A 16414-nucleotide genomic window follows, 5' to 3' on the forward strand; every position below is an offset into this window, starting at 1 on the left:
GCCGTCGTCACGCCTCGAGGCATCCGCGCACGGCGATGGCGACGCTGGGACGTACGGGCGCGTCGGGATCGACGCTCAGCCGGTGGAGGATGATGCCGTCGCCGAACGCCATGAACGCGCGGGTGGCGGCATCCGGATGCTTCGCTCCCAGGCCGGTGAGAAGATTCCGCGTCCACGCGGCGAGACCTTCGCGCTGGGCGTGCAGCGGGGCGAACAGCTCGGCGTCCGAGGCGGCCTCGAGGAAGAGCGCGTAGCGCGCACGGGTGCGTGCCGCGTACGGCCCGGTCAGCAGTTCGATGGCGGCGGTGAATGTGTCGACGAAGCCCTCGAGGTCGAGGGAGGGCTGCGCGAGCGCGGCGCCGAGGTCGTGAGTCTCATGCTGGGCGATCCACTCGCTGACACCCGAGAGCAGCGCGGCGCGCGTGCGGAAGTGGTTCGAGGTGGAGCCGCGGGGGAGGCCCGCGTGCGCGTCGATCCGGGAGTGGGTGAGGGAACGGATGCCCTGCGTGCCGACGAGCTCGACGGCGGCGTCGAGCGCCCGGTCGCGAATGGACGTCACGAGGCGAGCTTAGGCGGACTACGGATGTAGTGACAATTCACTACGACCGTAGTACCCTCCGTCGTATGGACGCCGCACACGACCGCACCGCCGGCACCATCGCCTCGCCTCCCGGTGCCGAGCCGCCGCCCATGCCGGCGGTCAACGGGTTCCAGCACCAGGACATCGACCTCCCGGGGCTTCGGGCACACGTCGCCAGCATCGGCGAGGGGGAGCCGATCATCATGCTCCACGGGCTGCCCGAGCACTGGTGGCAGTGGCGCCGCATCGGTGCCGCACTCGCCCGCGACTACCGGGTCATCTGCCCCGACCTGCGCGGCTTCGGCTGGTCTCGCGCCGCGGCGCCGGGAATGGGCCGCTTCACTCAGATGGATGACCTCGTCGCGCTCATGGACGCGCTCGGTCTCGAGCGTGTCCGACTCGTCGCGCACGACATGGGCGCCCTCACCGCCGCGCATCTCGCCTACACGGCGCCGGACCGCGTAAGGGCGATGGCGATCCTGTCCGTGCCGCCGCCCTTCATGCCGCTCAGCGTCTCGATGCTCCCCGCGATGCGGCACATCCCGCGACTGCTGCTTCACCGGCGGGGGCGGTCGATCGCGCACGTCTTCGACCCTCCGTACGTCGTGACGCCGATGGAGCGGGCGACGGTCGAGACGTACCTGGCGCCCATGCGGAGACCCGACATCGACGCCGCGATCAACGAGGTGTACCGCTGGCTCGTCTTCTCGGAGATGCCGCGCATGGCTGCCGGCTCGTACCGTCGGCAGCGCCTGCGGGTTCCCAGCCTCTACGTCTTCGGCGACGAGGACCGTCCGCTCACCGCCGACTTCGTCCGTGCGCAGTGCGGCGACACCAGCCGTTTCGCCGACGACCTCGAGATCGCGTCCGTCCCCGATGCGGCGCACTTCCTCACCGACGACAACCCTGAAGCCGTGGAAGCGACACTCCGGGAGTACTTCGCCCGGAAGGGGTGAGCTCGACCCGGATCAGCTCAGCCCGGCTTACGCCGCATTGACCTGATCCGCGTCGAGGATCGTGTAGGCGTAGCCCTGCTCGGCGAGGAAGCGCTGCCGGTTCTGCGCGAAGTCCTGGTCGACGGTGTCGCGCGCGATGAGCGTGTAGAAGCTCGCCGTGTGCCCCGACTCCTTCGGCCGCAGCAGCCGCCCCAGGCGCTGCGCCTCCTCCTGGCGCGACCCGAACGACCCTGACACCTGGATGGCGACGGATGCCTCGGGCAGATCGATCGAGAAGTTGGCCACCTTCGACACGACCAGGAGAGAGATCTCGCCGACGCGGAACGCCTGGTAGAGCTCCTCGCGCTCGTCGACCGGCGTGGCGCCGGTGATCTTCGGGGCGCCCAGTGCGTCGGCGAGCACGTCGATCTGGTCGAGGTACTGGCCGATCACCAGGATCCGCTCGCCCTGATGGCGCTCGACGAGCCGGCGCACCACCCCGATCTTCGCGGGAGCGGTCGCCGCCAGCCGGTACCGCTCCTCATCGGCGGCCGCCGCGTACTCCAGCCGGTCGCCGGCCGGGAGGTCGACGCGGACTTCGTAGCAGACCGCCGGCGAGATGAAGCCCTGCGCCTCGATCTCCTTCCAGGGGGCGTCGAACCGCTTCGGACCGATGAGGCTGAACACGTCGCCTTCGCGGCCGTCCTCGCGCACGAGCGTGGCGGTGAGCCCCAGCCGGCGCCGCGCCTGCAGGTCGGCGGTGAGCTTGAACACCGGGGCGGGCAGCAGGTGCACCTCGTCGTACACGATGAGGCCCCAGTCGAGGGCGTCGAGCAGCGCCAGATGGGCGTACTGCCCCTTCCGCTTCGCGGTGAGGATCTGGTACGTCGCGATCGTGACGGGCTTGATCTCCTTCGACTGACCGGAGTACTCGCCGATCTCCTCGGGCGTGAGCGACGTGCGCTTGAGCAGTTCGTCGCGCCATTGGCGCGCGCTCACGGTGTTCGTCACCAGGATCAGCGTCGTGGTCTTCGTCGCGGCCATCGCGCCGGCGCCGACCAGGGTCTTGCCGGCGCCGCAGGGAAGCACCACGACGCCGGACCCGCCGTCGCTGAAGATGTCGACCGCCTGACGCTGATAGGGCCGCAGGTGCCAGCCGTTCTCGGCGAGATCGATCGCGTGCGGGGTGCCGGGGGTGTACCCGGCCAGGTCTTCGGCCGGCCAGCCGATCTTCAGCAGCTCCTGCTTGATGTGGCCGCGCGCCCACGCGTCGACGACATACGTGTCGGGGGCGGGATGCCCGATCAGCAGCGGCTGGATGCGCTTGTTCTTCGAGACCTCGGCGAGCACCGCGGCATCCGTCGATCTCAGCACCAGGTCGCCGTCGTCGGTGCGCTCGATCACGAGGCGGCCGTAGCGGCCGACCGTCTCGGCGATGTCGATCGACACCGAGGGCGGGACGGGGAACCGGGACCAGCGGTCGAGTGTCGCGAGCATGTCTTCCGCGTCGTGGCCGGCCGCGCGGGCGTTCCACAGCCCGAGCCGGGTGATGCGGTACGTGTGGATGTGCTCGGGTGCGCGCTCCAGTTCGGCGAAGATCGCGAGCTCGTGGCGCGCGCTCTCGGCGTCCGGATGGGCGACCTCGAGCAGCACGGTGCGATCGCTCTGCACGATGAGGGGGCCGTCAGCCATAGCGATCCAGTCTAGTTGCCGTCGCTGAAACCGGATCGACGGCGCTCAGGCGGGGCGCACGCTCATGATGCTCGACACCGGCAGTGTCCGCTCGATGTCGGCCGCCCGGTCACGGCCGCGCAGCCGCCCGCCGCCCAAGCCCGATGCCTCCAGGGTGAGCGAGCGCTCCGACCCGTCCGGCATGCGGACCACCACGACGATCTCGCTGCGTGCCCGCACCGCCTGCTCGAGCTCTCGACCCAGCCAGCCTTCCTCGCCATCGGTGCCGTGTCCGCTGCGCAGCGCGGAGATGAGGCGCTCGTACGTGCGCTCCGGGGCCTGCGGAGCGGCCGCGGTCGGCGCCGCCGAGCGTCGACGCACCAGCTCGGGCGCGCCGTCGGCGTCGACGGCGACGACGGGGTAGCGGGCGTCGGCCAGCGTCCAGTACACCGCGTCGCGCGAAGCGCGGGAGATCAGCCCGTCACCGTCGCGGACGAGTCCCAGGGGGCGCAGCGCCTGATCGACGGCGATGGTGTCGCGCAGCGCGCGGTCGGGCGTCGACACGATCGACCGGCCCGACGCCGGGTCCTCGCCGACGCGCACCAGGCCGTGCCGGGCGGCGGTGCTGTCGATCAGGTATTCGAGGGGCTGCGGGATGCCGGTCAGCGACAGGCTCGACAGGAACTCCCTGATCGAGGCCGCCGTCTCGCCCTCGGTCATGCCCGCGCCGAGCGAGGCGGCGGTGAACCGGTAGGTGGAAGCCTGCGCGCGGGACTCGCGGAGCGCGATGCCTCGCAGGCGCAGGTCGAGGGCGGGAGCGAGCGGCCCCGGCGCGATGGCGGTGAGGTCGGCCTGCAGGTACACGCGGTCGATCTCGGCCGGCAGGTGCGCGGCGAGGCCGGACGGGTCGGCCGGGGCGCCTTCGCGCAGCGCACGGGTCCAGGCGAACTCGGTGCCGCCGGTCCCGATGAGACCCCATTGCGTGCCGATGCGCTTGATCTGCCACACCTTCGCCGGCCATTCAGGGTCGAGCGGATAGGCGTCGGGCCACGTGGCCGGCGCGACGACCCCTCCGTCGGGCGTGCGGAGTCCGGCGGGCAGCGCGAAGCGGAACCCCTCGGCGATCCGCGCCCAGCGTTCCGGCGAGGGCGCCTGCAGCCAGTCCTCACCCGCCGTGGTCACCTCCCACAGTCGGTCCGCGGCCACGGCCAGTCCGGCGGCCGCCGCTGCGATGAGCAGATCCTCGAGATCGTCGTCGTCGCCCAGCGCGCCGGTCTCGACCAGCCGCTTCCGCTCGGCGGCTGCCACGGTGCCGGACCCGGTGCGCGGGAACGGCGCGTGCAGGCACGCCAGCAGGACATCGGCGAGGGAGGCCGCCGTCGTGAACGCCCGCTCGGCGGCGGTGGCCGCCTCGCGATCGCCCGCCGGCGCGGGAGGATCGGCCTCGGGGTGCGGAGTGAAGGCGTCCGGCCGCGTGGTCGCCAGGGCGTCCACCCGGTCGGCGACGGGACCGAACAGGCGTCCTCCGTCGTCGATGAGCGCCAGGCGGCTCAGAAGCGGGTGCGAAAGGGGGCGGCCCGAGCGCAGTTCGGAGAGCGCCGTGCGCGGAAGCCTGCTGAGCGCACGATCGATGGATGCGGCATCCAGCAGCGCTTCGGAGGCGTCGAAGAAGTCGTGCCATGGCGCGGTGGCGGGCACGGCGCGAGCGGCGAGCGTCGCGGCCAGCTCATGGTCGTCGCGACCGGCGAGCCAGGTCGCGAGCGCGCGCTCGTCGGAGACCACTCAGCCCCCTCGGTTGGCCCGAGCCCTTCGCACGAAGCTCATGATGAGGACGGCCAGCATGAGGGCGAACGCGACGATCGGCGCGATGTAGACCACCACGCCGATCAGCGGCCAGACCCCGCCGCTCATGTCGGCGCCGGATGCCGACCCGATCATGATGGCGAAGAAGCAGACGATCGACAGCACCAGCAGACCCAGCGACATGAAGGCCAGGATGCGGTCGATCCGCCGGACGGGGACGTCCTCGCCGGGAGTGTGCGTGCTCATCCGCTTCAGCCTATCCCCAGGCGGTGGCCCGGCGGCACCGGGCGTGGCCCTTGCCGTAGGCTGGAAGGCGGGATCTCCGGATCCGTGTTCCGTCATGCCCGCGCCTTCCGGCGCCGTACCCAGCGAGGTTTCCATGCCCACCGGCAAGGTCAGGTTCTACGACGAGGAGAAGGGGTTCGGCTTCATCACCACCGATGACGGCCAGGACGTCTTCCTGCACGCCACGGCCCTGCCCGCCGGCGCCGCTCCGCCCAAGGCGGGCACGCGGCTGGAGTTCGGCGTGGCCGACGGCAAGCGCGGCCTGCAGGCGCTCTCGGTGCGGGTCCTCGAAGCCCCCGTCAGCCTCGCCAAGCGTTCCCGCAAGCCGGCCGACGATATGGCGATCATCGTCGAAGACCTCGTGAAGCTGCTCGACGGCATCGGCGGCGACCTGCGGCGCGGGCGCTATCCTTCGGGCTCGCACGCCAAGAAGGTCGCTGCGGTGCTGCGCAAGGTGGCCGATGAACTCGACGCCTGACCCCGTCGGCATCCCCGACGAGGAGACGTCGCCGCAGGTCGAGAACGACGAAGCGGCTGAGGGCGTCGGCGTCCTCGCAGCGCCGATCGGCGATCCCGACCCGTCGCTGCTCGAGGCGCACGACCTCGCGCTCGCCGCGCTGCGCGAGATCACCCCGGCCCCGACGATCGGCGACCCCGCCGACTACCGGGTCGAAGCCGATGGCGTGGTGTCGCTGCGATTCCACAACCGCCTCGCGGGGTATCCCGGATGGTTCTGGACCGTCTCCCTCGCACGCGTCGACGGATCCGAGCCGACGGTGCTCGAGGTGGAGCTGCTCCCCGGCGACGATGCCCTCCTCGCGCCCGAATGGGTGCCCTGGGCGGTGCGCCTGGCCGAGTACCAGGCGGCGCAGACGGCGCTCGCCGAAGCAGCGCGCGACGACCTCGACGCCGAGGTCGACGACGATGCGACCGACCTCGACGACGTCGACGACCTCGACGCTGCCGACTTCGACGACGACGGCTCGCCGATCCTGCATGCCGGCGACGTCGACGGCGTCGACATCGACGAACTCGACGCCAGCGCCGTCGGGTCCGGCGAGGGCGACGCGGAGACGGACGACGAGGTCGAGTCGAGCGACCTCGACGATGACGTCGACCTCGACGAGTCCGAGGACGACGACTTCGACGACGACGACGAGGACGATGACGTCGACGACGAGGACGGCTTCGACGAGGACGACGACGCGTCTGACGAGGACGACGACGCGTCTGACGAGGACGAGGACGCGTCTGACGAGGACGAGGACGCGTCTGACGAGGACGACGACGCGGAGGAGTGACTTTCCGCGCCGCCGCCCCCGACCCTCAAGGGGTGAGGGCGGCCGACGCCGCGAACTCGACCGCGTGCGCCGTCGCCGGCGCCGACACCGTGAAGGTCGCGCCGAGAAGGGTCTCGTCGCGTGACGAGGGCCCCACCAGCAGCTCGAACTCCCCGGGTTCGACGACCCGGCGGCCGTCGGCATCCACGATCGTGCAGTCGGCGACCGGGATCGCCAGCTCCACCGTCACCGCGGCGCCCTGCTCGACGTCGACGACGGTGAACCCCTTGAGCTCCTTGTCGGCCCAGCTGACCGACGTCACACGGTCCCTGACGTAGGCCTGGACCACCTCTCGTGCCGGACGAGCCCCCGTGTTGCGCACCGTGACGGTCGCCCGCAGCGTGTCGGACGCGTCGAGGTCCGCCGTCTCGACCCGCAGGTCGGAGTACTCGACGGTGGTGTACGAGAGGCCCTCGCCGAACGCGTACGCGGGGCTCTGCGTGAGGTCGGCGTAGCGGGTGCCGTGCTGGCCGCGCAGCTGGTTGTAGTACGTGGGCTGCTGTCCGACGTGCCGGGCGAACGAGATCGGCAGGCGGCCGGACGGCTCGATAAGGCCGAAGACGAGCTCGGCGACCGCGCGCCCGCCCTGCATGCCGGGGTTCGCCGCCCAGACCAGGGCCGCGGCATCCGCCACCGAAGCCGGAAGCACGAGCGGCTTCGACGCGAGCAGCACCACGATCAGGGGAGTGCCGGTCCCGGCCAGCGCCTCGAGCAGGGCCTGCTGCCCGCCGAGCAGCTCGAGGGTCGCGGTCGAGCGCCCTTCGCCGACGAGTTCCACCCGATCGCCCAGCACCGCCACGACGTAGTCCGCCGCTTCGGCGGCTTCCACCGCCTCCGCGATGAGCGCGGGGTCGGGCGCCACCGGCACGACGACCTGCGGCCGCGGCTGGCCGTCGGGGAAGAACGCGCCCTCGGGGTCCTCTTCGAGGGTCAGGATGCCGGCGCCCCGTGCGAACGAGACGTCCCAGGTCGACGGGGCGTGCGCCCGGATCCCGTCCAGCACCGTCGTGATGAGGGCACGCGGCTGACCGTCGGGCAGCCAGTCGACCTGGCCGGACGACCCGGCCCAGTCGCCGAGCTGGGTCTGCGCGTCGTCGGCGAGCGGGCCGACCACCGCGATGCGGCGCGGGCGGTCGTCGGCCGGGAGCGGCAGCGTGCCGTCGTTGTCGAGGAGGACGAGCGACCGCCGCGCCGTCTCGAGGTTCAGCGCGGTGTGCGCGTCGCTTCCGATCGTGCCCTCGATGCGCTCGGCGTCGGGAAGGCGCGGGTTCTCGAAGAGCCCGAACTCGAACTTCAGGCGCAGGATCCGCGCCACCGCGCGGTCCAGGTCGCTCTCGGCCAGGAGTCCGCGCTCGATCGCCTCGCGCGCACCGTGGAAGAACCCGGGAGTGGTCATCACCATGTCGTTGCCGGCCCGAACCGCGGCCGCGGCGGCGTGCGCGTAGTCCGGCTGCACCTTCTGCTCCCACACCATGCGGCCCACGTTGTCCCAGTCGGTGACGAGCGTGCCGGTGTACCCCCACTCGCCTCGCAGCACGTCGTTGAGCAGCCAGTCGTTGACCGTGATCGGCACGCCGTCCGTGGTCTGGTAGCCGAGCATGAAGGTGCGGCATCCCTCGCGCGCGACCCGCTCGAACGGCGGCAGGAACCAGGAGCGGAGCTTGCGGCGGGAGATGTCCGCCTCGCTCGCGTCGCGGCCGCCCTGGGTCTCGGAGTAGCCGGCGAAGTGCTTCGCGGTCGCGAGGATCGCGTCCGGGTCGTCCAGGCCGCCACCCTGGTAGCCGCGCACCATCGCCGAGGCGAGCTCGCCGATGAGGTGCGGATCCTCGCCGAAGGTCTCGTCCACCCGCCCCCACCGCAGGTCGCGGGCGATGCACAGGACGGGCGAGAACGTCCAGTGGATGCCGGTCGCCGACACCTCCGCGGCCGTCGCGCGCGCGACCCGCTCCACGAGGTCGGGATCCCACGTCGCGGCCATCCCGAGCTGCGTCGGGAACACCGTGCCGCCCTCCCAGAACGCGTGTCCGTGGATGCAGTCCTCGGCGACCAGGAGGGGGATGCGCAGGCGCGTCTGCAGGGTGAGGTCCCGGGCACGCAGGACGCGCGCGGGGGAGGCGTGCAGGATCGAGCCGGCGTGCATGCGGAGGACCTGGTCGTCGAGGTCTTCGCGGGCGTCGAGCTGGAGCATCTGCCCGACCTTCTCCTCGAGCGTCATGCGCGCCAGCAGGTCGGCGATCCTCTCCTCGATCGGACGGCTGTCGTCGAGGTAGGGCGCGTCGTGGGTCACTGATTCTCCTGTCGGGTCGTCTCGGGCGACGCACGGACGGCCGTGACGGTGTCGTTGACGTTCATGCCCTTCTTCTTGAGGGCGCGTGCCCGTTCTCCGGCGGAGCGCAGGCGGGGATTGACGTATTCGTCGATCCCGAAGTTGATGAGGGACAGGGCGACGCCGATCGCAGCGATGCACAGCCCGGGAGGGAGGAACCACCACCACTGGCCCTGACGGAAGGCGCCCTGCGCGCTGGCCCAGTTCAGGATCGTGCCCCAGTTGTAGGTGGTGACGGGGATGATGCCGATGTACGACAGCGTCGTGAGGCCGATGATCGCCGCGGTCACCGTCCCGACGAAGCTGGCCGCGATCAGCGCCATGAGGTTCGGCAGCATCTCGACGGTGATGATGCGGTGCAGCGGCTCGCCGTTCGCGCGGGCGGCCTGCACGAAGTCCCGGTTGCGCAGCGACATCGTCTGCGCGCGGAGCACGCGGGCGCCCCACGCCCATCCGATGAGGCCGAGCACCGTGGCGATCACCCACAGCGGCGGATCCTCCACGATCGTGGCGACGATGATGATGAGCGGGATGCCGGGGATGACGAGGAACACGTTCGTGAGCGCCGACAGGCCCTCGCTCCGCCACCCGCGGAGATACCCAGACATGACGCCGACGACGATCGCGATCACCGTCGCGATGGCGGCGGCGAGGAAGCCCACGACGATCACGCCGCGGGTGCCGTGGATCACCTGGCTGAGGACGTCCTCGCCGATGTGGGTGGTGCCGAGCCAGTGGGCGGCGGAGGGCGGCTGGAACCGCGCGGTGTTGTCGACCTTCGTCGGCGGATACGGTGCGAGCAGATCGGCGAAGATCGCCACGAGGACGAAGAACGCGAGGATCGCAAGCCCCGTGATCGACTTGCCGTTGCCGAACATCGCGAAGGCCGAGCGGAGCTTCGACCAGAACCGGGGCCGCCTCGCGGCTGCCGCGGTGACGGGGGAGGCGGCGCGCAGCGTCGCCGTCGCCGGCGCGCCCGCGGAGGGCTTCGGCGTGGTGGGGTCGGTGATGGTGTCCATGCTCAGGCCTCCGTCTGCCGGGTGCGGGGGTCGAGGAAGGCGTAGGCGATGTCGGCCAGGAGGTTGGCGAGCAGCACCGAGATCGTGATGACGAGGAAGACCCCCTGCATCAGCGCGTAGTCCTTCGCGTTGGTCGCGTCGAGGAGCAGCTTGCCGACGCCCGGGTAGCTGAAGACCACCTCCATGACGATCGTCCCGCCCACGATGAACCCGAGTGCGAGCGCGAAGCTCTGGATCTGCGGCAGCACGGCGTTGCGGGCCGCGTACCGCCACAGCACACGCTGGTTCGGCATGCCCTTGGCCTGCGCGACGGTGACGTAGTCCTCGTCGAGCACGGTGAGCATCATGTTGCGCATGCCGAGCATCCAGCCGCCGAGGGAGGCGATGATGATCGTCGCCGCGGGAAGGAAGCCGTGGTGGATGACGTCTCCGATGAATTCGGCGGACCATTCGGGCGTGACCCCCACCCCGTACGCCTTGCCGATGGGGAACCACCCGAGCATCACCGAGAACACCGCGATGGCGACGAGACCGAGCCAGAAGTAGGGGATGGTGCTGAGGAACGTCGTGATCGGGATGAGCGCGTCGAGCCGGCTGCCGCGACGCCAGCCGATGATCGCTCCGCCGACGGTGCCGATCGCGAAGGCGACGAGCGTGGCGAAGCCCACCAGGCCGACCGTCCAGATGAGGGACTGGCCGACGACCTCGCTGACGGGTCGCATCCCGTGGAGCAGCGAGATGCCGAGGTCGCCGCGCAGGAGGAGCCCCCAGTAGTCGAGGTACTGCTGCGACAGCGATGCATCGGTGTCGAGCCCGAGGAGGGAGCGGAGTGCCTCCGCGGCCTCGGGGGTGACGTTGCGGTTGCGCGCCAGGTACGCCGTGACCGCGTCTCCCTTCATCAGACGCGGCAGGAAGAAGTTGATGGTGATGGCCGCCCACAGCGTGAAGAGGTAGAACAGGGCGCGCCCGCCGAGGAATCGCCAGGGGATGCGCGCGCGGCCCGTCACGGCACGCGTGGCGGTGGTCCCTGCCTCGACGGCGTCGAACTCCGACCCGGGGATCTGAGGCGCGACGGCGCTCATCGGGAACCTCCTGCTGCTCCGGCCGCGCGTGCGAAGAAGGTGTCGGGATCGGGTGACGCCGCGCGCAGCTCGCGTGTGTACGGGTTCTGCGGGCGCAGGATCACGTCGTCGGCGGGCCCTCGTTCCACGACGCGCCCCTGGTTGAGGACGAGGATCTCGTCGCTGAAGTGACGGGCCGTGGCGAGGTCGTGGGTGATGTACAGCACACCCAGTCCCTCCTCCCGCTGCAGGTCGGCGAGCAGGTTCAGCACCCCGAGGCGGATCGACACGTCGAGCATCGACACGGGCTCGTCCGCAACGAGCAGACGGGGACGGGATGCCAGAGCCCGGGCGATCGCGACGCGCTGGCGCTGCCCGCCCGAGAGCTCGTGCGGTCGCCGGTCGATGATGCGGTCGGCGTCGAGGCGCACTCGCTCGAGAAGGCGGCGCACCTCGTCGTCCACCTGGTCGCGGGGGACGACGTCGTCGAGCTGCAGCGGCCGCTGAATCGCGTAGCGGATGGAGTGGTACGGGTTCAGCGACGCGAACGGATCCTGGAACACCATGCGCAGCTGCTGCCGGTAGGCGCGGAGGCCCGGGCCGCGGCGCGGGATGGGCTGCCCGTCGAGCCGCACCTCGCCGCTCGTCGGGCGCTCGAGCTGGGTGAGGATCTTCGCGATGGTCGACTTCCCGCTGCCGGACTGGCCCACGAGGCCGATCGTCTGCCCCGACCGCAGCGTGAAGCTGACGTCGTCCAGTGCCTTGAGCTGTCCGGCCCCGCGGACTGCGTAGACCTTGGTGACGGCGTCGAACTCGAGAACGGTCATCGGTGGACCACCCCTCTCTCACCGGTGAGTCGGGGGAAGGAGGCGAGCAGCGTGCGCGTGTACTCGTCCTGCGGGTCGGTCCAGATCCGCTCGGCGGTGTCCAGCTCCACGATCTCCCCCTCCCGCATGATCGCGATGCGATCGCTGATCTCCAGCAGCAGCGGCAGGTCGTGGGTGATGAAGATCACCGAGAACCCGAACTCGTGCCGCAGCTGCGAGATCTGCCGCAGGATCTCGCGCTGCACCAGCACATCGAGCGCGGTCGTCGGCTCGTCCATGACCATCAGCTGGGGGCGCAGCGCCAGCGCCATCGCGATCATCACCCGCTGGCGCATGCCGCCGGAGAGCTCGTGCGGGTACGACCGGTAGCGCTGCGCGCCGACCTTCACGATCTCCAGGAGCTCGATTACGGCCGTGCGTCGTTCGCGGCGCGAGAATCCCGGCCGGTGCACCTCGAAGACGTCCTCGAGCTGGGACCCGACGGTCGTCACCGGGTTGAGCGAGTTCATCGCTCCCTGGAACACCATCGAGACCTTGTCCCAGCGGAAGCGGCGCATCTCCTCCGGCTCCAGCCGGCTGATGTCGATGTCCGCGCCGCCCGCGTCGTGGAACACCACCGAGCCGCTCGTGATCACCGCGGGCGGCTTCAGCAGGCGCTGCACCCCGTAGGCGAGGGTGGTCTTGCCGCACCCGCTCTCACCGGCCAACCCGAGGATCTCTCCCCGCTGCAGGTCGAGAGTGACGTTCTTCACCGCCCTCACCGGCGGGTCGACGTCGTAGACGACCGAGAAGTCGTCGACGGAGAGCAGCGAATCTCTCATCGCGATGTGCTCGCTTTCACAGGGGAGGGGAGGCGGAATGTACGGCGGACGGATGCCGCGGCTGCAGCATCCGTCCGCCGCAACGGATCACTCGGCGGGCTGCAGCTCGGTGAGGATCTGCACGACCGCCGGCTGCGTCGGGTCGGCCGACGCGTACGGGTCGTCCTCGGACGGCCAGCCGACGTAGTTGCGGGTGTTGAACTCGCCCAGGAGCGGGTGGGCTCCGAGCGGGATCGCCGGCACGTTCTCGACGAACGCCGTCTGGATGACCTCGAGCGCGGCCTCACGGTCCGCATCGGAGGCCGCGTTGGCGTACGTGTTCAGCGCCTCGGTGACCGCCGGGTCGTCGAAGCGGCCGAAGTTGAACGCCGCCTTCCCGTCGACGATCCACTTCGGGTCCATCGTCGACGTGTACAGGCCGTAGGCGTTGCCGGTGTCTTCCAGCCAGTGGATGATCGCCTGGAAGGTGCCCTCCTGGCGCGCGGCGTCCCACCCGCCCCAGTCCGGCTGATCGACCTTGACCTCGATGCCGAGGCCCTCCTTGAGCTCCTCGGCGATCAGCGCCTGCTCGGTGTTCCAGTCGCTCCAGCCCGCGGGCACCGAGATGGAGAACGAGACCGGCTCCCCGTCGGGGTCGATGAGGGTCTCGCCCTCCCACGTGTACCCGGCGTCCGTCAGGATCTCGCGAGCCTTGTCGATGTCGACCGAGTAGTTCTGGCCCGCGTACTCGGGCAGGATCTCGCCCTCGAGGAGGTCGCCGAGCCCGGTGACGCTCCAGATCGGCTCGCTCGCGCCCTCGCGCGCGATGTCGACGTACGCCTGGCGGTCGATCGTCCACGCCAGTGCCTCGCGGAGCGCCGGGTCGTCGAACGGCTTCGTCTGCAGGTTCATGAAGAGCGTCCCCGCGCCCGCGGTCGGCGAGGCCAGGAACTTGTTGTCGGGGTCGGCCGACAGATAGCTGTCCTCGATCTGCGGGATGAACGCCTGCGCCCAGTCGGCCTCTCCGGTCGCGAGGGCGGTGGTGAGCGCCGCATTGTCGCCGTACGAGACGTAGTGCAGCTCGGGCACTGCGAGGTCGCCGCCCCAGTAGTCGGGATTCGCCGTGAGGGTGACCGCCTCGGTGGTCCACGAGTCGAGCACATAGGGTCCGGTGCCCACGACCTGGCCTTCGCCGGTGAGGGGGTCGGTGTTGGGGTCGTCGATGTCCTTCCAGATGTGCTCGGGCACGATCTGGAAGTGCAGCACGCGCGCCTGCTGCGTGAACTTGGAGCTGTTGAAGTCGATGGTGACCGTGTCGCCGTCGACGCTGACGCTCTTGATGTCGAGGGCGTTCGTGTCGTTGAGCTTTCCGTCGAGGACCTGGTTGAACGAGAACGCGATGTCGTCGGCGGTGAACTCCTCCCCGTCGCTCCATGTCACACCGCTCCGCGCCTTCGCGACCAGCTGCGTGTAGTCGTCGTTCCATTCCACCGACTCCGCCAGCCACGGAGTCGTGCCGAGGTCGCCGGTGGGGTTGACGAGAGCGAGCGACTCGAAGATGACCTTCCCGTAGGCGTACTTCGAGGCCGACGAGTCGCCCAGGTACGGGTTGTTCGATTCGGTGGTGATCGCCCCGTCCGGCTTGGCGATCGTGAGGGCGGCACCCGGTTCGGATGTGCCGGAGTCGGTGCCGCCGGCTGCGCAGCCGGTCAGCACGATCGCCGCGGCGAGGCCGACGGCGACGAGGGAGGACCTGAGCCTCATTGCTTCTCCTTCGTGATGGGCACGACGGCGTGCTCACGGGAGCGACCTCGACGTCGTGGGGTGATTGCGGGATCAACTTACAATCAAGTAAGTAACTATTGCAACCACGTATCCCGCGGTGTCGAGGGCGTGCGTAGAATCTTGATCCGCCGGATGAGTCGAGAGGGCGGAAGCCAGTGACCGAGCAGCGCAGACAGCCGCGTTCGCGCCCCGAGACTCTCGCGCGGCGTCGCGACATCCTCGACGCGGCCAGTGAGATCTTCGGCGCGAAGGGATTCACCGGCGGCACCCTGCAGGAGATCGCCGATCAGGTGGGCATGACGCACGCCGGAATCCTGCACCACTTCGGCTCGAAGGACGCCCTCCTTCTCGAGGTGCTCCAGCATCGTGACGAGACGGATGTCGCCGACCTTGCCGAGCAGCACATCCCCGATGGGATGGACCTGTTCCGGCACCTCGTGCGCACCGCGTTCGCGAATGCCGAGCGGCCCGGCATCGTCCAGGCGTACGCGGTGCTCTCCGCCGAGTCCGTGACGGCCGATCATCCGGGCAGGGAGTTCTTCCAGAAGCGCTACGAGACGCTCCGCGGCGAGGTCGCGCACGCGTTCGCGGTCGCCTGCGCCGAGCGCGGTATCGACGCGCCCGAGACGGTGGCCGAGGCATCCACCAGCATCCTCGCCGTCATGGACGGCCTCCAGGTGCAGTGGTTGCTCGACCCCACCGCGCTCGACCTGGGACGAGCCACCGAGTTCGCCATCGAGGCGATCGTCGCATCGGTGCTGACGCCGGCAGCGTCACCGCTGGTCGCCGCCGAGCGGGGCTGACGCCGGCCTCAGCCGAGACGCTCGACCGTGTAGTCGATCGACGCGATCAGTTGACGCACGTCGGCGGGGTCGATCGAGACGAAGGTCGCCACGCGCAGCTGATTGCGGCCGAGCTTGCGGTACGGCTCCGTGTCGACGATGCCGTTCGACCGCAGGCTCTTCGCCACCGCGGCGGCATCGACCGACTCGTCGAAGTCGATGGTCACCACGACGGGGGAGCGATCGGCGGGCTCGCGGACGAACGGGGTCGCGAAGGCGGATGCCTCGGCCCAGTCGTACAGCGCCTGCGACGACTCGCGCGTCCGCGCGTCTGCCCACTGCAGGCCGCCGTTGTCGCGGATCCAGTCCAGCTGACGGTCCAGGAGGAACAGCGTCGCGAGCGCCGGAGTGTTCAGGGTCTGGTTCAGCCGCGAGTTGTCGAGCGCGTTCTTGAGGCTGAGGAACTCGGGGATGTACCGACCGGATGCCGCGACCCGCTCGATGCGGTCGATCGCCGCGGGGGACACCGCGGCGAACCACAGACCCCCGTCCGACCCGAGGTTCTTCTGGGGGGCGAAGTAGTAGACGTCGGCCTCGTGGATCGAGAAGTCGATGCCCCCGGCAGCGCTGGTGGCATCGATGACGGTGAGTGCGCCGTCATCGCCCGCGACGCGCGTCACGGGTGCGGCGACCCCCGTCGAGGTCTCGTTGTGCGGCCACGCGTAGACGTCGACGCCCTCGACCGCCTCGGCGTTCGTGCGCGTGCCGGCGGGGACCTCGCGCACGTCCGGCGCCTCGAGCCACGGGGTCTTCGCCGCTGCGGCGAACTTGCCGCCGAACTCGCCGAACACGAGGTGCTGGCTGCGCTTCTCGATCAGGCCGAAGGCCGCGGCATCCCAGAACGCGGTCGAGCCCCCGTTCCCGAGGATGATCTCGTACCCGGCCGGCAGGCGGAAGAGCTCGGCGAGGCCCGCGCGCACCTGTCCGACGAGATCCTTCACCGGCGCCTGGCGGTGCGAGGTGCCCAGCAGCGCGGCTCCCGGGCCGGCGAGGGCCGCGAGATGCTCCGGGCGCACCTTCGAAGGGCCGCAGCCGAAGCGTCCGTCGGCGGGCAGGATCTCACGGGGCAGCGTGACGTGGGGCATGGCTCGATTCTAGGTCGCGCGTCGGATCGGCCCCGATCGCGTGACGCGGGGTGAC

The 16414-nt window shown here is 70.4% G+C and carries 15 protein-coding genes; 4 read left to right on the forward strand and 11 right to left on the reverse strand.

Features of this window, described 5'->3' with window-relative positions; translation table 11 throughout:
- Positions 1-7 precede the first annotated feature (7 nt).
- The gene (locus tag ACFUTX_RS03415; protein WP_378860777.1) at positions 8-559 is read right to left on the reverse strand and encodes a TetR/AcrR family transcriptional regulator; all 552 of its coding nucleotides are present in this window, start codon (positions 557-559) and stop codon (positions 8-10) included.
- 65 nt (positions 560-624) lie between these two features.
- Between ACFUTX_RS03415 and ACFUTX_RS03420 the strand changes: the two genes are divergently transcribed.
- Positions 625-1536 carry an alpha/beta fold hydrolase gene (locus ACFUTX_RS03420; protein ID WP_378860778.1) on the forward strand — a complete coding sequence of 304 codons (912 nt, stop codon included), beginning with the start codon at positions 625-627 and terminating at the stop codon, positions 1534-1536.
- Between the two features lie 27 nt (positions 1537-1563).
- On the opposite strand, the gene ACFUTX_RS03425 is transcribed toward ACFUTX_RS03420, so the two are convergent.
- From ACFUTX_RS03425 to ACFUTX_RS03435, 3 genes are read right to left on the reverse strand one after another with little or no spacing between them, the layout of a single operon-like run.
- Positions 1564-3207, reverse strand: coding sequence for a DNA repair helicase XPB (locus ACFUTX_RS03425; protein ID WP_378860779.1), 1644 nt, complete (start codon positions 3205-3207; stop codon positions 1564-1566).
- 45 nt (positions 3208-3252) lie between these two features.
- Positions 3253-4968, reverse strand: a complete 1716-nt coding sequence (locus tag ACFUTX_RS03430; protein WP_378860780.1) for a helicase-associated domain-containing protein — start codon at positions 4966-4968, stop codon at positions 3253-3255.
- Complete coding sequence (locus ACFUTX_RS03435) at positions 4969-5235, reverse strand: multidrug ABC transporter ATPase (RefSeq protein ID WP_378860781.1); 267 nt, start codon at positions 5233-5235, stop codon at positions 4969-4971.
- A 133-nt stretch (positions 5236-5368) separates the two neighbouring features.
- Between ACFUTX_RS03435 and ACFUTX_RS03440 the strand changes: the two genes are divergently transcribed.
- Positions 5369-5752: a cold-shock protein gene (locus tag ACFUTX_RS03440; protein ID WP_378860782.1), complete on the forward strand. Its 384-nt coding sequence runs from the start codon at positions 5369-5371 to the stop codon at positions 5750-5752.
- Complete coding sequence (locus ACFUTX_RS03445) at positions 5736-6575, forward strand: DUF3027 domain-containing protein (protein ID WP_378860783.1); 840 nt, start codon at positions 5736-5738, stop codon at positions 6573-6575. The genes ACFUTX_RS03440 and ACFUTX_RS03445 overlap by 17 nt, the downstream gene beginning before the upstream one ends.
- Before the next feature lie 25 nt (positions 6576-6600).
- On the opposite strand, the gene ACFUTX_RS03450 is transcribed toward ACFUTX_RS03445, so the two are convergent.
- The 6 genes from ACFUTX_RS03450 to ACFUTX_RS03475 form a co-directional block, all read right to left on the reverse strand.
- Positions 6601-8901 (reverse strand): glycoside hydrolase family 3 N-terminal domain-containing protein, encoded by a 2301-nt coding sequence (locus tag ACFUTX_RS03450; protein WP_378860784.1) that lies wholly within the window; start codon positions 8899-8901, stop codon positions 6601-6603.
- The gene (locus ACFUTX_RS03455) at positions 8898-9959 is read right to left on the reverse strand and encodes an ABC transporter permease (protein ID WP_378860785.1); all 1062 of its coding nucleotides are present in this window, start codon (positions 9957-9959) and stop codon (positions 8898-8900) included. The genes ACFUTX_RS03450 and ACFUTX_RS03455 overlap by 4 nt, the downstream gene beginning before the upstream one ends.
- Before the next feature lie 2 nt (positions 9960-9961).
- A complete protein-coding gene (locus tag ACFUTX_RS03460) occupies positions 9962-11041 on the reverse strand; it encodes an ABC transporter permease (protein ID WP_378860786.1) in 1080 nt (359 codons plus the stop codon).
- Positions 11038-11847: an ABC transporter ATP-binding protein gene (locus tag ACFUTX_RS03465; RefSeq protein WP_378860787.1), complete on the reverse strand. Its 810-nt coding sequence runs from the start codon at positions 11845-11847 to the stop codon at positions 11038-11040. The genes ACFUTX_RS03460 and ACFUTX_RS03465 overlap by 4 nt, the downstream gene beginning before the upstream one ends.
- The gene (locus tag ACFUTX_RS03470) at positions 11844-12668 is read right to left on the reverse strand and encodes an ABC transporter ATP-binding protein (protein ID WP_378860788.1); all 825 of its coding nucleotides are present in this window, start codon (positions 12666-12668) and stop codon (positions 11844-11846) included. The genes ACFUTX_RS03465 and ACFUTX_RS03470 overlap by 4 nt, the downstream gene beginning before the upstream one ends.
- An 87-nt stretch (positions 12669-12755) precedes the next feature.
- Entirely contained in the window at positions 12756-14411 is a 1656-nt protein-coding gene (locus ACFUTX_RS03475; protein WP_378860789.1) for an ABC transporter substrate-binding protein, read from the reverse strand.
- Positions 14412-14587: 176 nt separating this feature from the next.
- Here ACFUTX_RS03475 and ACFUTX_RS03480 point away from each other — a divergent pair, with 176 nt between their 5' ends.
- Complete coding sequence (locus ACFUTX_RS03480; RefSeq protein ID WP_378860790.1) at positions 14588-15235, forward strand: TetR/AcrR family transcriptional regulator; 648 nt, start codon at positions 14588-14590, stop codon at positions 15233-15235.
- An 8-nt stretch (positions 15236-15243) separates the two neighbouring features.
- Here the strand turns inward: ACFUTX_RS03480 and serC are convergent, their stop codons facing one another.
- Complete coding sequence (gene serC / locus ACFUTX_RS03485) at positions 15244-16359, reverse strand: phosphoserine transaminase (RefSeq protein WP_378860791.1); 1116 nt, start codon at positions 16357-16359, stop codon at positions 15244-15246.
- Positions 16360-16414 lie beyond the last annotated feature (55 nt).

The sequence above is a fragment of the Microbacterium sp. NPDC057407 genome, assembly GCF_042803895.1.
Lineage (GTDB): Bacteria > Actinomycetota > Actinomycetes > Actinomycetales > Microbacteriaceae > Microbacterium.